Source organism: uncultured Mobiluncus sp. (genome assembly GCF_947254095.1).
GTDB lineage: Bacteria > Actinomycetota > Actinomycetes > Actinomycetales > Actinomycetaceae > Mobiluncus.
Map to the genome: position 1 here is coordinate 1 of NZ_CAMYBV010000012.1, position 14,107 is coordinate 14,107.

13 protein-coding genes, 1 tRNA gene and 1 pseudogene are annotated in these 14,107 nt (G+C 56.1%); 8 read left to right on the forward strand and 7 right to left on the reverse strand.

Going from position 1 to position 14,107, the window contains the following annotated elements; all coding sequences use genetic code 11:
• Positions 1–174 precede the first annotated feature (174 nt).
• On the reverse strand, positions 175–360 hold the full coding sequence (locus Q0X47_RS05485; protein ID WP_297723716.1) for a hypothetical protein: 186 nt from the start codon (positions 358–360) through the stop codon (positions 175–177).
• Between the two features lie 120 nt (positions 361–480).
• Here Q0X47_RS05485 and Q0X47_RS05490 point away from each other — a divergent pair.
• The 3 genes and pseudogenes from Q0X47_RS05490 to Q0X47_RS05500 all read left to right on the forward strand — a co-directional run.
• Positions 481–783 (forward strand): annotated as a pseudogene (locus Q0X47_RS05490) (DUF2815 family protein); the annotation flags it as partial.
• A 14-nt stretch (positions 784–797) separates the two neighbouring features.
• Positions 798–983, forward strand: a complete 186-nt coding sequence (locus Q0X47_RS05495) for a hypothetical protein (protein ID WP_297723718.1) — start codon at positions 798–800, stop codon at positions 981–983.
• A 289-nt stretch (positions 984–1,272) separates the two neighbouring features.
• Positions 1,273–1,680 carry a hypothetical protein gene (locus Q0X47_RS05500; RefSeq protein WP_297723720.1) on the forward strand — a complete coding sequence of 136 codons (408 nt, stop codon included), beginning with the start codon at positions 1,273–1,275 and terminating at the stop codon, positions 1,678–1,680.
• Positions 1,681–1,894: 214 nt separating this feature from the next.
• Here the strand turns inward: Q0X47_RS05500 and Q0X47_RS05505 are convergent, their stop codons facing one another.
• Positions 1,895–3,037, reverse strand: coding sequence for an XRE family transcriptional regulator (locus Q0X47_RS05505; RefSeq protein ID WP_297723722.1), 1,143 nt, complete (start codon positions 3,035–3,037; stop codon positions 1,895–1,897).
• On the reverse strand, positions 3,015–3,668 hold the full coding sequence (locus tag Q0X47_RS05510) for a hypothetical protein (protein ID WP_297723724.1): 654 nt from the start codon (positions 3,666–3,668) through the stop codon (positions 3,015–3,017). The genes Q0X47_RS05505 and Q0X47_RS05510 overlap by 23 nt, the downstream gene beginning before the upstream one ends.
• Before the next feature lie 136 nt (positions 3,669–3,804).
• Here Q0X47_RS05510 and Q0X47_RS05515 point away from each other — a divergent pair.
• From Q0X47_RS05515 to Q0X47_RS05535, 5 genes are all read left to right on the forward strand, one after another.
• A tRNA-Ala gene (locus Q0X47_RS05515) sits at positions 3,805–3,880 on the forward strand.
• 351 nt (positions 3,881–4,231) lie between these two features.
• On the forward strand, positions 4,232–4,498 hold the full coding sequence (locus tag Q0X47_RS05520) for a type II toxin-antitoxin system RelB/DinJ family antitoxin (RefSeq protein ID WP_297723726.1): 267 nt from the start codon (positions 4,232–4,234) through the stop codon (positions 4,496–4,498).
• A 3-nt stretch (positions 4,499–4,501) separates the two neighbouring features.
• Positions 4,502–4,798, forward strand: a complete 297-nt coding sequence (locus Q0X47_RS05525; protein WP_297723728.1) for a type II toxin-antitoxin system YafQ family toxin — start codon at positions 4,502–4,504, stop codon at positions 4,796–4,798.
• 94 nt (positions 4,799–4,892) lie between these two features.
• On the forward strand, positions 4,893–6,113 hold the full coding sequence (gene glf, locus Q0X47_RS05530; RefSeq protein ID WP_297723730.1) for a UDP-galactopyranose mutase: 1,221 nt from the start codon (positions 4,893–4,895) through the stop codon (positions 6,111–6,113).
• Positions 6,114–6,291: 178 nt separating this feature from the next.
• Complete coding sequence (locus Q0X47_RS05535) at positions 6,292–7,296, forward strand: DMT family transporter (RefSeq protein ID WP_297723732.1); 1,005 nt, start codon at positions 6,292–6,294, stop codon at positions 7,294–7,296.
• Here Q0X47_RS05535 and Q0X47_RS05540 read toward each other — a convergent pair.
• From Q0X47_RS05540 to gyrB, 4 genes are all read right to left on the reverse strand, one after another.
• Positions 7,289–8,368: a glycosyltransferase family A protein gene (locus Q0X47_RS05540; RefSeq protein ID WP_297723734.1), complete on the reverse strand. Its 1,080-nt coding sequence runs from the start codon at positions 8,366–8,368 to the stop codon at positions 7,289–7,291. The two genes, Q0X47_RS05535 and Q0X47_RS05540, sit on opposite strands and share 8 nt — an antisense overlap.
• Positions 8,369–8,430: 62 nt before the next feature.
• Positions 8,431–9,195 (reverse strand): DUF3566 domain-containing protein, encoded by a 765-nt coding sequence (locus Q0X47_RS05545; RefSeq protein WP_297723736.1) that lies wholly within the window; start codon positions 9,193–9,195, stop codon positions 8,431–8,433.
• 134 nt (positions 9,196–9,329) lie between these two features.
• Entirely contained in the window at positions 9,330–11,882 is a 2,553-nt protein-coding gene (gyrA, locus tag Q0X47_RS05550; protein ID WP_297723738.1) for a DNA gyrase subunit A, read from the reverse strand.
• A 59-nt stretch (positions 11,883–11,941) separates the two neighbouring features.
• Positions 11,942–13,966 carry a DNA topoisomerase (ATP-hydrolyzing) subunit B gene (gyrB, locus tag Q0X47_RS05555; protein WP_297723741.1) on the reverse strand — a complete coding sequence of 675 codons (2,025 nt, stop codon included), beginning with the start codon at positions 13,964–13,966 and terminating at the stop codon, positions 11,942–11,944.
• Between the last annotated feature and the right edge of the window lie 141 nt (positions 13,967–14,107).

The window sequence follows — 14,107 nt, forward strand, 5'->3', positions numbered from 1 at the left end:
CCACCCTCTCAGCACAATTGAATCGAGTAGTTCTTAGTGAGTGCTGGGATCTGTGCAGAGCTCTTCCCGATCGCATCCATTATCACTTCTTTCAACTGGACTCCGAAAACAAGCCAGATAGATGTTCTGCGTTGTCTACGCTTGCAGGGCAGCGTTCTCACATTCAAGACTTGGCTATTTGAACTCGAGATCCTGTTCTCCTTCATCCTCACGTAGGTCGACCAAGAGTCCAGGTCTGTCTGCTTCATCATTAGTGCCGAATACAAGTTCGGTCGCATCGTCACGGTCGAAGTGCGTGGTTGGTGTGACGTCGGTGTTGTTGAGAACGATCAGTTGCCCGTAGTCGCCGCTGTCAACCATGTAGTCGAATAGGTTCCGTAGGAGCCCAGTCTTGGGTCTGCCTGATTCGTCTCGGCTAGTGATGAGATTGTTGCCATCGGCTTGGTGTTCGAAGCCGAGTGTTGGCGTATCGATGACGACGATGTGGAACGAGACGACGAGGCATACCACGACGCGTACTTCGTCAACGCGAACAGCCTCACCCCACCCCAGATTGTCGACGAGAACGTCGCCCCGATCCTGGACCGCGCCCAGGTGTACTCCGGGTGCTTCGCGCGTGTGTCCTTGACGTTCTACGCGTTCAACACCAACGGCAACAAGGGCATCGCCTGCGGTCTTGGAAACATTCAGAAGACCCGCGACGGGGAGCCTCTGGGTGGTGGCCACGTGTCCGCCCAGTCCGACTTCGGGCCGATGACCTCGGCTGACGATTTCCTCAACTAGAAGGGAGGGACATCATGTGGGAAAGCATCGCGACTCTTGTCGTGGCCGTGTGGGTGCCTCTGTCTATCCCAATCGCCATCGGCTTTGTTGCCATGGTGATCCATGAGCGCAACCACGCTCGCAACCTCGACGAGATCACGAAGAAGCTCAAGGCGAACAACGACCGGTTCCACGCCCTCAATGACCACATCATCGTCTAAGCCCTGAGCGTGGAGGCACCCTTTCTGCACCTGTGGGAGGGGTGCCTCCATTGTCAATTCACCTGGAGAAACTGCTCATGCGAAGCCTTGCCATTGACCTTGAAACCTTCAGCACCACGAACCTGAAAACATCTGGCGTGTACCCGTATGCCGCCGACCCAGGCTTTGACCTCCTCCTGTTCGGATACGCCGTCGACGGCGGTGACGTTCAGGTCGTTGACCTCGCACGCGGAGACAAGCTGCCCGCCAGGCTGACATTGCCCAGGCAATCGACGAGACCGTTGTCCTCATGACACAGCTCATCGCCAACAACGCCACCACCGCCCACAACCCCGACGAGTACGACCGCAAATACGCCCACCTCGAAGACCGCCACCACCAACTCGACCTCGAGCACACGCGCATCAGCCAGCAAATCGAAAACCTACGGCAGCGCCGAGCCCAAGCCGCCACCGCACGCGACTACCTCGCCAGCCAGCCGCCACTCGAATACTCCGACCATGCGTGGAACATCCTCATCGACCATGCCACCATCAACACCGACGGCAGGATCGACCTGCACATCAAAAACTCGGCAAAAGAGCGAATCTCACCCTGCACCCTTGAGACAGCTTCGTTCTCAGACGCTCCCACTGTCGACACACAATTTGGCGTTGAAACCCTCACCCTCGATTTGAAACCCTCGCACCTCGTTTGAAACCCTGGCACCCGTTCTGAAACCAAGATGCCGTTTGTATCAAAATGAACGTCTAAGTGACCAGACGGATACAGGGCGGAACTGGCACGCATCTGTTTTGTCGACAATGAAATCCCAGCTTTAGATGGCATTCTAAGTCACAGATTTTCCGTGTCCCTACCTGACTTAAAACCGCGCTGGCAAAAACAGCGGAGGAGGCTTTTCAGGAAACAGGTCATAACACGCCTGTTGGTGTTGGTGTAGACAGTTTAGGAAACTCGACCACATTATTCGAACCTGGTTGATGGTAAGGAAGATTAGCCCAGGAAGATATATGGGTGGCTTTTACACCAGTAGCCCGACTAGCCATGTCAATAGTGCGGTTTGGCCAAGCCTTTTTTAAGGCTTGGGCGAGGAGCTGAGGGGTTTCAACAGGGACGTTTACCGGTTCCTGATTTCGCCAACCCCGACTCGATATTTGGATGAAGAGTGCTCGCTGACGCTGTGAACTAATAATCCCTAAACGGTTCGCTCGTTTCACCAAAGCCGCCGCACTAATCCCGTAACGTGCTTTCAGCCGTAAAAAACTGGTTAGGGGGGTAGTTTCTGTGATTGAAGAACACATAACATCGGCGGGAACAAGCAGGGCACCAGCGAAATCGAAAGCCCGAGATTCCTCTAAACCTCTGGGCTTAGGCTGCGTACACAAATCCAGGTCATAAATGAGATGCCCAAGCTCGTGAGCGATTGTAAGCCGCTGAACCGCACCATCCAATTGACCTACACAACAAACAAGAGGTCTGGTCTCATAACGCGAAGGCCTTGAAATCCCCGAATGTTTCCCATCACAAACATCTAAATGGTTTAAAGGCGAAATCACCCCCACCCCGAGACGCTCAACAAACCGCACCATGTTACGTATAGGTTCAACTTCTCCCACACCCCCGAGGACACGAACTGCTCTAGCGACACGTTCCGTGTCATCATCAAAATCAGCCGGGATCGGTAAACAGGCAGTTTTATAGCCCGATTTTTCAGACGTGACACGCCATAATCTGGCTGCCTCTCTAAAAATCCCCGCAATCTGCTTATCCATACGTTTAGTAGAAGAAGCCAGTTTTCTCCAGGTTACAACCGCATTTTCCTGAGGCAAACGATTGACAGAGAAAAACTCTATCGGCACACCAAAAATATCTGCCGCTCGTGACGCGACCGATAGAGAAAGACTCAATTCACCCTGTATCACCCGCGAAAGCCAAGCCTGTGACTTGTCCAACTCGCACGCTAACTCCGTTATTGTCAAAGCCTCGATTTCGGCAAGGTCAAGGAGACGCTCACCGTGCAAAACACCGAATCTAGCCTCTGACAGCTGTTCCATCGACACCAGTTTCCTCTGATAAGTCAGCGAAGAAGTCTGTATCTTCGGGATAACTCTTAAACTCAAGTCCAGACTCAATGTAATCAGAGTTAGGAATATCAAGACTCAAATCGATAGGTGTTTTCTCGCCCCAACGTCCAGGAGCGACAGGGTGAACGATTCGCAAACTGAATCCATCCTCTCGCTGTGTGGAATCCAGAAAGTCCCAAAGAAGCAGCAAATTCGTTTGAGGAGGACAGTCGCTCGACTCTGACCAGTCAAACAATGAAGGCTGCCAATAACAGCGACGTGCCTGGTTACGCCCGGCGGCAGGAACTCCACCAGGATACGTAGCCCGCCGTTCTTTCAAATACCTCAGCCTTATCCCCGACTCATCATCGCAAAGATAAATTTGAACCATCTTTGTCGTGTCACCACCTAAAGTCCACCCTTGAGGCAGTCCCAAGTCCAACAATGATTCTCTAAAACAAGGACGCATCAACATGGGTCTGGTTGAAGGATAAACACGATGATCAAGCCCCCTAGCGCGGGCTTCAGAATCAGCCAACGCCCCAGCCTGCGCTTCCCAAAGATACTGGCTGAGTTGAAAAACCTTTTGAACACGAACCCGGAGTGTTTCATTTTGTGTCATATTATTACAACCTCCTGATTTTAGTAATCATATTACCCGTTTTTTTCCACGGTTCTGACTCCCTCGCTGTGCTGATGGATGTTGCGCGTTAAAGGGTGAAGGATCTGCCTCTGGGTGGGGTTTTTTCATAACAAACGGGGCTATAGCGCAGCTGGTAGCGCATCTGCTTTGCAAGCAGAGGGTCGGGGGTTCGAGTCCCCCTAGCTCCACCAGACGAACAGGTCCGCAGGTCAGGGCGATTTGAGAGTCGCTAAATCGAGTAAACCCCACCCACATTTTGGAAACAGCGTTGGTGTCGAGGATGCGTGTGAGAAATTGGCGATTAAATCGGGGTTGCTGGTCTATATAGCCACGAACCCCGATTTAATCACCGATTTAATACATAACCGAACCCCCGCAGCTCATTTTTTGCTTTAGTAAGACGAGCAGTCGGCACCTACTGCGGAATCGGAACATGAACGGGTTGAAAACGCTCAGTCAGGCTGTAGCAAATCAGATATTGACCAGAGGTATGTAAGACATTATCATAATAATGTAAGACGTTGATCGCTGGAAGGTGTCAAATGAGTTCAGTTACAATCCGCGTTGATACTGCTACGAAAGAGGCTGCTGCCTCCATCGCAGAGGATTTCGGCTTTGATTTATCTTCTGTCACCCGCGCTTTTTACCGTCAGATGGTGCGGGAACGGCGCATTCCACTGAGCCTGTCCTACCCAGAGCCCAACGAGGAGTCGAAAAAATCGATTCACGAAGCCGAGGAAATCATCGCCCAAGGCGGCACGGGGCGTTTCAAAAATGCCCAAGAAATGTTTGACGACCTGGGAATTTAATTTATGGCACCACTGATTCCCGATTACACCCCCAGCTTTCAACGCGATATTAAATCTCTTAAACGTAAGCATCGAGACACGACTGTGTTGCATGAAGTCATCAGGCTCATTCTCGAAAATACCCCGGCATCTCAGGATGAGCTGCGTCGACGCCACAACGCGCATACGTTGAAGGGTAGTTGGGCAGGAAGCAACGAATGCCATGTGGCCAATGTTGGTGATTGGCTCTTGGTGTGGCGCACGGGCAACGGCATCGCCGTGTTTCAACGCACAGGCAGCCACGACGACATCTTTCGGTGAATAATTTGTCACTGGTCGGCGGACGTTATCCTAAGTACATCCCCGCCACTGCGCGGGAGTTCCGTGCGGCGTGGTTTTTTGATAGGTTCGAGACATGAGTAAAACCCCTGAAACGCCGGACCTGTTGGTGGTTGGTACCGGCTTATTTGGCCTCACCATCGCCCGCGAAGCCGCCGAAGCTGGCTATAAAGTCGTCATGATTGATCGCCGCCCCCACTTGGGTGGTAACGCCTGGTCCGAACCCGAGGCCCAGACCGGCATCGAAGTTCACAAGTACGGCGCTCACCTCTTCCACACCTCCAACCAGCGCGTGTGGGACTACGTCAACCGCTTTACCAAGTTCACGCCTTATATCCATAAGGTTTACACGACGGTTCACGGAGAGGTTTTCCCCATGCCCGTGAACCTCGGCACCATCAATCAATTCTTCCACGCCGCCTACACTCCCGACCAGGCTCGCGAACTCATCGCCCGGCAAGCCGAGGAAATCCAAGGTGAGGACGCCAACGAAAACTTCCGCACCAAAGGCATCTCCCTGGTCGGAAAGCCCCTGTTCGAAGCCTTTTTCGAGGGCTACACCGCGAAACAGTGGCAAACCGACCCCACCGAGCTGCCGGCCTCCATCGTGTCCCGCCTGCCGGTTCGCTACAACTACGACAACCGCTATTTCAACGATACTTACGAGGGTTTACCGGTTGACGGATACGGCGCCTGGCTGACGAACATGGCCACCCACGAAAACATCACCGTCCACCTGGGCGTGGACTTTTTCGACGAAAGCCCCGAAAATCCCTGGTCAAAAGCCGCTACGGTCGGCCGTCTGCCCGTCGTCTACACCGGGCCGATTGACGAATACTTTGCCTACAGCGAGGGCGAGCTGGGGTGGCGCACCATCGACCTGGAACTGGAAGTGAAACCGACTGGGGACTTCCAAGGCTGCCCGGTCATGAACTACGGCGACCCCTCCGTGCCCTACACGCGTATTCACGAGTTCCGCCACTTCCACCCCGAACGCGCCGAGCGCTACCCCGCGGACCAGACCGTCATCGCTCGGGAATACTCTCGCTTTGCCCAGCGCGGCGACGAACCGTACTACCCCATCAACAAAGAAACCGACCGCCAACGCCTTGTGAAGTATCGCGAACTGGCCGCCGCCGAACCAAACGTGCTGTTCGGCGGACGCTTGGGCACCTACAAATATTTGGATATGCATATGGCCATCGGTTCCGCCCTGTCGCGTGCCCAAGCGGTGGTGCTGCCGCATCTGCGCGGGGAGCGTGCCTCCCTCTCCTTTGTGGCCGGACAGGACGAATAGCCCAGACGGGTGTCCTATAACCGGTGAAAAACCGGATATTTCGCTACCATTAACTCAGGCAAACCCGAATCTCCGGTCAGGCACCCGCTAACCGGGTCGGGGACCCTGCGGAATCTCCGCCCACCGACCCCGGCAAACCCGCCAACCGTGCAGGTCAGCCTCTATCGAGAGGACAGTCTTGGAACACAACCTACCCCTCGCCATCGCTTTGCAGGTGATTGGGTCGTTCTGTTTCGCCCTGGCTGCCCGGTATCAAAACAGCGCTATTCGCCACGAGGTCAAACACAATCAAAGCCGGCGGCGCCTGAAGTCCGCCCAACTCCTGGCGAGCCTGAAAAACCGCCGGTGGTGGCATGGGTTATTGCTGATGGGAGTGTCTTTGGGGTGCCAGATTACCGCCCTGTTTTTTGCCCCAGTCACGGTGGTGCAGCCCGTGGGATTGCTGGCTTTCCCCTGGTCCATGATTTTGCAGGCACGCGTCGCTCACCAGCGGATTCGCAAGCGCGAGGGGGCTTTGGTAGCGATGACGGTGCTGGCCACCGGCGTTTTCACTTTCCTGGTGTCCTACTATTCCGCACCCGATCAGCCCCTCACGGCCATCAAAGTCTTTATCGGCGCCATCACGATTTATATTCTGGCCGGGTCTTTCGGGGCGTTGGGCGCAAAAGGGCCGCGCGTGTGGCGTTCGTTTTTTTGGGGCAGCGGTGGGGCTATGTTCTACGGTCTGGAAGCCTCGTTGGTGCGTACTCTCATCATCTTTGTCCGCCAGCATAACTGGGTGGACAACCCGATGTTCTGGATAGTCCTGGTGGTTTTGGTCATTGGTTCGATGACCGCCGGCTGGATGGTGCAGCAGGGTTACGCCACCGGACAAGCCGAGCTGGTCGTCGCGTCGATGACCATCACGTCGCCCATCATCGCGGTGTGTTTCGGCATCGCCGTACTGGGAGAGGGCAAGAACTTCACCTGGGGAGTTGCGTTAGGAATCATCGCCTGCGGACTGGTCGCCATCGCCGGAATCGTCGGGCTGACCCACTTGAAAGCCCATCAGCCCATCGTTTTGGAACACACCGCCGGAATCGCTATCGATTCACCCTCGGCTCACGAGGAACAGGCCGACCCCACGAACCGTTCGGACGGGCCCGGCACGCCGGGGCCGGACACGCCCACCGAAGTTAGTTGAACCGATAGAGGTGCTGGGCCAGGCGGTAGGTCTTAACCGCGGCCCACTTCAGTGGCGGTTTTTTAACGCTCGAACCCAGAACCAGGGGGTGGCGCTTGAGATTGCGGGCCATGCGCGGGCTCTTGGCGTAAATGTGTTTCCACATCTCATCGCGCATTCGCATCGCTTCATGATCGCCGCGCAACAGCGAAAACGCCGAGGAAGCCGTGACAATCAGCGCCAGGAAACCTTCCATATACTTTGCCAAGCGCGGGTTGGGAACGTCGTCGGGCAAAGTGTAGGCATCGACCAGCGCCCGAGTCACGCGCATCTGTTGATCGAGGCGACCCAGCATGACAGTCTCGTTCACGGACTGGTCGTCACGCCCGATAAAGTAGTGATACAGGTCAACCGGTAAATAGTACAGTTTCTTTACATAAGGGAGGGGGACGTAGACAAAAATGTTGTCAACATAGAACGTGTGTTTGGGCATGACCATACCGGATTCCCGCAGCACCTGGGTGCGATAAACCGTGGAGTGCATCAAGATATTTTGCCCCACCCCAAAGTTTCCGACCTGGTTCCAGGTGATAACCCGGTTCAGCGGCAGGGCGCGGTTGTAGCGGATAACTTTGCGCGAACCGGTCAACACGTGCTCGTACACATAATTACAGACAACCAGGTCAACCTGCTCATTGTGTGCTAGGAACGTTCTCAGCTTGGACATCAGCAAGTTTAACCCGACCCGATCCAGCCAGTCGTCAGAGTCGACCACCTTAAAATACTGGCCACGAGCCGCCCGCAGACCTGCCATCACTGCGCCGCCGTGACCGGCATTTTCCTGGTGAATGACCCTAATCTTGTCGGGCATGGCCTGCGCCCACTTGTCGGCTTTTGCTCCCGTATGATCCTTTGAACCATCATTAACAACGATGATTTCGGTGTCCTCGCCCGCCCCGATCATCGAGGAAATACAGGCGTCCATGTAATCCTCGGAGTTGTAGCATGGAATGACAAAGGTCAGGGTTATGTCGCGATCTGCCGCGTTGTGTTCAGGGTTTGCGGTTTCCGCGGTGTTATTCGTTTCTGCCATCAGGTTCTCTCACTAGATTTCGTTGTTATTTCTGTAGTTTTGCCCCTTCAGTCGGGGTGGGCTCATTCGTCGGTCATCACCACGTGCAGCCCGCCCACCATGCGGGCAATCAAGTTGTAAATCACGGCAGCCAGCCAGCTCAGTACCGTCAAAATAATAATCTGGAGTACGCCAAAAATCGCGACCAGAGCAATCGCCCGACTAAACGTCAGCGCGTCAACCAGGTTCACCAATGCTGTGGCGGAAAGCGCCTGTAAAAACCCTTGCATCGAGGAAAACACGTGCAACATATCCAACACCAGCCACAACACTATGGACGCGACCAACATCACTATGGACAGCGCGACCGCCACCAGGAACCCAATCTTCATCGCTGAGAGCGGATTGACCCTGGACAAAGTCAGCTTCACGCGACGCACATCGGGTAAATCCATGGCTTCTTCGCGTTCCTGCATGCGTTTAGCCGCCTCCAAGCGCCGGGCCTCCCGAGCGGCTTCCCGCTCGGCTTTCTTGGCGGCCTTAGCCGCCGCCCGCTCGGCGGCGTTCATTTCCCGAGGGGTGGGGGTCGGCTCGACTGCGGGTTCCTGGTCCGCAGCAGGTTCATTTTCGGACTCGGCTAAATCCTGCCGCGCGCCAGCCTCTGAGCCGGTTCCCGGCGGTGGGGGCGGAACCGGTCTTTTCACCGGAGTCTCACCAGCCTGCAAAGCACCTGAATAGGGGTCAGCATGGCCCAGCCTGGCCCACGATACGCTGGGATCCTCGCCCTCATCAGCCGTATCGGGATTGGGGTCGGGATTATTCCCGTCAGGTGTTCCTTTTATCCGCATATTCCATTCCCTTCAGATACTTCCTCGATTTTAGAGCCTAGCCACCGGCGGCTCAATTCATAGTCCTGGGTTCTCACGATGACGATTCAGAGGACTTTCCCAATAAATCACACACAGTGAGCAATCCCACAACATTATTCCTCGCTATCCTCCAGCTGTGAGTCGTTGTCCACGTTGAGGGTGATAGCGATAACCCCGTCGCCCTCATCAGCCCGTGAGAAAATCACGCCCTGAGTGTTGCGCCCGGTTCGGCTGACTTCATCGACCCGGGAACGCACGATTTTGCCCCCCGCCATGATGACCAGCACTTCTGAATCTTCCTCGGTGACCAGCGCGCCAACCAGGTCGCCGCGCGCCTCAACTAGGTTCGCGACCTTAATCCCCAGGCCACCGCGACCCTGGACTCGGTATTCCGACAGCGCCGTGCGTTTCGCAAACCCGCCCACGGTCACCACGAACAGGTCCGCATCGGGGCGCACCACGTCCATCGTCAACAATTCATCCTTGGTCCTAAACCGCATTCCCGTGACGCCGGATGTGGCCCGACCCATCGGGCGCAGCTGCTCGTCGGAGGCGGTAAACCGCAGGGATTGGCCGTGGCGAGAGACCAAAATCAGGTCGTCGGTCGCGTCCACCAGACACGCCGAAACCAACTGATCCGCCTCACCGTCACTGTCTTCGCGCAGCTTAATCGCAATCAGCCCGCCCGTTCGGTTCGTGTCGTAATCGGTCAGTCGAGTCTTTTTCACGAACCCGAGCCGCGTCGCCAACACCAGGTAGTCTTTGTCCGCAAACGAGGAAACCTGGAGGACCTGGGCGATACGTTCCTCGGGCTGGAAAGCCAGCAGGTTCGCCACGTGCTGACCTTTCGAGTCACGCCCGCCTTCGGGAATCTCGTAGGCTTTCGCGCGATACACCCGCCCGAAGTTCGTAAAGAACAACAGCCAGTCGTGCGAGGAAGTCGTAAAGAAATGCTCAACCTGGTCCTCTTCGCGCAGCGTCGCGCCTTTAATACCTTTGCCGCCGCGATGCTGGGATCGGTAAGCGTCGACCCGGGTCCGTTTCGCATACCCGCCACGAGTGATGGTGACCACCACGTCTTCTTCGGGAATGAGGTCCTCCATCGACATTTCCCCGTCAAAAGGCACGATGGTGGTTTTGCGTTCGTCGCCCCACTTTTCGGTAATTTCGCCCAGTTCCTCGGACACAATGGCGCGCTGGCGTTCGGGGCGAGCCAAAATGTCTTCATAGTCGGCGACTTTCGCCTCTAATTCGGCATGTTCGTCCAAAATCTTTTGACGCTCCAAGGCGGCCAACCGGCGCAGCTGCAAAGCCAGAATCGCGTCAGCCTGAACCTCGTCAACCTTCAGGAAATCCATCAACCCGACCCGAGCATCTTCTGCGGTCGGAGAACGACGAATCAACGCGATAACCTCATCGAGCGCGTCCAAAGCGGCCAGGTAGCCTTGCAAGATATGCAGCCGTTCCTGGGCTTTTGCCAACCGGAAAGCGGTGCGGCGTTTGATGACATCGACCTGGTGGGCCGTCCAATAGTGGACAAAACCGTCAATAGACAGGGTTCGCGGCACCCCGTCAACCAGCGCCAACATGTTGGCGGGGAAGGAATCTTGCAACTGGGTGCGTTTGTACAGGTTATTCAGCACGACTTTCGGAACCGCGTCGCGTTTCAGCACCACCACAATCCGGGTTCCGGCGCGGTCCGACGTTTCGTCACGAATATCCGCAATGCCCTGCAGCTGGCCGTCTTTGACCAGCTGAGCAATCTTAACCTGCAGGTTATCGGGGTTGACCTGGTAGGGCAGTTCGGTCGCCACCAGGCAGGTGCGTCCGTTGAGTTCCTCCACGTTGACCACCGCGCGTTGGGTGATGGAACCGCGGCCGGTCCGGTAGGTTTCCTCAATTCCGCGTCGTCCCAGAATCGTGGCGCCAGTGGGGAAATCCGGGCCTTTGATACGCTGCAGGCAGGCCTGGAGCAGTTCTTCGCGGGTCGCCTCGGGATTTTGCAGATACCATTGGGCGGCGTCCGCGACTTCCCGCAGGTTGTGGGGCGGAATCCGGGTCGCCATGCCCACCGCGATACCTTCCGACCCGTTAATCAGCAGGTTCGGGATTCGGCTGGGCAGCACGGTCGGTTCTTGGGAGCGCCCGTCATAGTTGTCCATGAAATCGACGGTGTCCTCGTCGATGTCACGCACCATTTCCATGGCGAGGGCGGCCATCTTGCATTCCGTGTACCGAGGCGCGGCCGGCCCCAAGTTACCGGGGGAACCAAAGTTGCCTTGACCAGCCACCAAGGGGTAACGCAACGACCAGGGCTGCACCAACCGGGCTAGTGCGTCATAGACCGAAGAATCCCCATGGGGGTGGAAGTGGCCCAAAACGTCGCCCACCACGCGCATACACTTGGAATACCCGCCGTTCGGGCGGTAGCCGCCGTCATACATGGTGTAGATGACGCGGCGGTGTACCGGTTTCAGCCCATCGCGCACATCGGGCAGGGCGCGGCCCACGATGACGCTCATGGCGTAGTCCATGTAGGACTTTTTCATCTCTTTTTCCAAATCCACCTGCATGACGCGGGGGGATTCCGCCTCGGTAATCACGGGGGCATCAGGATGAAGGATGTCCTCGACTTCGGAATCGTTGTTGTCTTGGTTATCAGCCATTTCCCTTGTCTTTCAATATCTTGGTGAGAGTTTCACCGTGGCTTGTGGTTGTCGTTCGCTTAGATATCCAAGAACCGCACGTCTTGGGCGTTGCGTTGGATAAAGGCGCGCCGCGAACTCACGTCCTCGCCCATGAGCAGCGAAAATACTTCGTCAGCGGAGGCGGCCTCGTCCATCGTGACCTGTTTCAACAGTCGCACGCTGGGATCCATCGTGGTTTCCCACAGTTCCTGGGCGCTCATCTCGCCCAGGCCTTTGTAGCGTTGAATCCCGCCTTCCTTGGGCATTCGCGCCCCGGAGTCCAGGCCCAAGCTGACCAGCTTGTCCTTTTCCTTGTCGGAATAGACGAACTGGTGAGGTTTGTTGGACCACTTCAGGCGGTAGAGCGGCGGGGTGGCCAGGAACACGTGACCGTTTTCGATGAGCGGACGCATATAGCGGAACAGCAGAGTCAGCAGCAGGGTGGTGATGTGTTGGCCGTCCACGTCCGCGTCGGCCATCAGCACAATCTTGTAGTAGCGCAGTTTCGATAGGTCGAAATCTTCGCCGATACCGGTGCCGAAAGCGGTGATGAGGGACTGGATTTCCTTGTTGTCCAAAGCGCGGTCCAACCGGGCTTTTTCAACGTTGAGGATTTTGCCGCGCAACGGCAGGATAGCCTGGTGAGCCGGGTCGCGTCCCGCCACCGCTGAACCGCCTGCCGAATCGCCCTCGACCAGGAAAATTTCGCATTCGGAAGCGTCCCGGCTGGAGCAATCCCGCAGCTTGCCGGGCATTGAGAAGGAGTCCAGGGCGGTCTTGCGTCGGGTCGCGTCCCGGGCTTTCCGCGCCGCGTTACGGGCCTGCTGGGCGGACTGGGCTTTGGAAATAATCGCCTTACATTCCGCCGGATGGGCATCGAACCAGTCCCCCAGCTGGGAATATACGGTTTGCTGTACGAAAGTGCGGGCCTCGGTGTTGCCGAGTTTCGTTTTCGTCTGGCCCTCGAACTGAGGGTTGCGGATTTTCACGGAAATCACGGCGGTTAAGCCCTCGCGGCAGTCGTCGCCAGAGAGATTCTCGTCTTTGTCCTTGATGAAGCCTTTTTCCCGACCGATCTTGTTCATCAGCGAAGTCAGCGCCGCGCGGAACCCTTCCTCGTGGGTGCCGCCTTCGGTGGTGTTGATGGTGTTGGCGTAAGTGTAGATGGATTCGGAGTACGCGCTGGTCCACTGCAGGGCGATTTCCAGCGCCATCGCGTTATCGGTGTCCTCCACGCTGGACTCAAAGTCGATGATTTCCTCGTGGATAACCTCGGATTTCTTGGTGGTGTTGATGAAATGCACGTAGTCGTGCAACCCGTTTTCGTAACAGTAAGACACCGAGCGGCGTCCGACCTTGGGAGAATCCGCCTCCCCTTCCTGGTCTCCGGTCACGAAATCGCCTTCCGCAGTCACGTTGGGGCGTTCATCAGTGAGGGTGATGCGCAGTCCCTTGTTCAGGAAAGCCATCTGTTGGAAACGGGTCCGCAGGGTTTCATAGTCAAACTCGACAGTTTCAAAAATGTCCGGGTCCGGGTAAAAGACCTGAACAGTCCCGGTTTCTTCGGTGGGTTCGCCGCGGCGCAGCGGCTGGATGACTTTGCCCCCGTCGCCAAACTCAATATGCCATTCGTAACCGTCACGTTTCACTGTGGTCAAAATCTTGGTGGACAGGGCGTTTACGACCGAAATGCCGACCCCGTGCAAGCCCCCGGACACCGCGTAGGACGAGCCTCCGAACTTGCCTCCCGCGTGCAGAATCGTCATGACGACTTCCACTGTGGGGCGGTGTTCACTAGGGTGTTCTGCCACCGGAATACCGCGGCCGTTATCAGCCACCCGCACCCCGCCGTCAGCTTGTAAAGTCACCTCAATATGGTCACAGTACCCAGCCAAAGACTCATCGACCGAGTTGTCTACCACCTCATAAACTAAGTGGTGTAAGCCCCGCTCTCCGGTGGATCCGATGTACATACCGGGCCGGACTCGCACTGCTTCCAGGCCCTCGAGGACCTTAATATCAGAAGCGTCATAGTGCTCCTCGGGCGTTTCAAAATCGCTCACGTTTGTGTCTCCTTTTTTCGGCCTTTTCGCCACTATAATCCTATCGAATTTTTTGGCGATTGCCCTTTAGAGACGCGTAAACAGGGATTTAACACGTTTTATGTGTAATTCGTGAGCAACCAGTTGTGCGGGTTCTACGAG

Excerpts from the sequence above, each read along its gene's own strand:
- Q0X47_RS05525 (WP_297723728.1), top strand. The coding sequence starts at position 4,502 with ATGGCACCACTGATTCCCGATTACACCCCCAGCTTTCAACGCGATATT.
- Q0X47_RS05505 (WP_297723722.1), bottom strand. The coding sequence starts at position 3,037 with ATGGAACAGCTGTCAGAGGCTAGATTCGGTGTTTTGCACGGTGAGCGT.
- Q0X47_RS05500 (WP_297723720.1), top strand. The coding sequence starts at position 1,273 with ATGACACAGCTCATCGCCAACAACGCCACCACCGCCCACAACCCCGAC.
- Q0X47_RS05485 (WP_297723716.1), bottom strand. The coding sequence starts at position 360 with ATGGTTGACAGCGGCGACTACGGGCAACTGATCGTTCTCAACAACACC.
- Q0X47_RS05495 (WP_297723718.1), top strand. The coding sequence starts at position 798 with ATGTGGGAAAGCATCGCGACTCTTGTCGTGGCCGTGTGGGTGCCTCTG.
- glf (WP_297723730.1), top strand. The coding sequence starts at position 4,893 with ATGAGTAAAACCCCTGAAACGCCGGACCTGTTGGTGGTTGGTACCGGC.
- Q0X47_RS05510 (WP_297723724.1), bottom strand. The coding sequence starts at position 3,668 with ATGACACAAAATGAAACACTCCGGGTTCGTGTTCAAAAGGTTTTTCAA.
- Q0X47_RS05545 (WP_297723736.1), bottom strand. The coding sequence starts at position 9,195 with ATGCGGATAAAAGGAACACCTGACGGGAATAATCCCGACCCCAATCCC.
- Q0X47_RS05520 (WP_297723726.1), top strand. The coding sequence starts at position 4,232 with ATGAGTTCAGTTACAATCCGCGTTGATACTGCTACGAAAGAGGCTGCT.
- gyrA (WP_297723738.1), bottom strand. The coding sequence starts at position 11,882 with ATGGCTGATAACCAAGACAACAACGATTCCGAAGTCGAGGACATCCTT.
- Q0X47_RS05540 (WP_297723734.1), bottom strand. The coding sequence starts at position 8,368 with ATGGCAGAAACGAATAACACCGCGGAAACCGCAAACCCTGAACACAAC.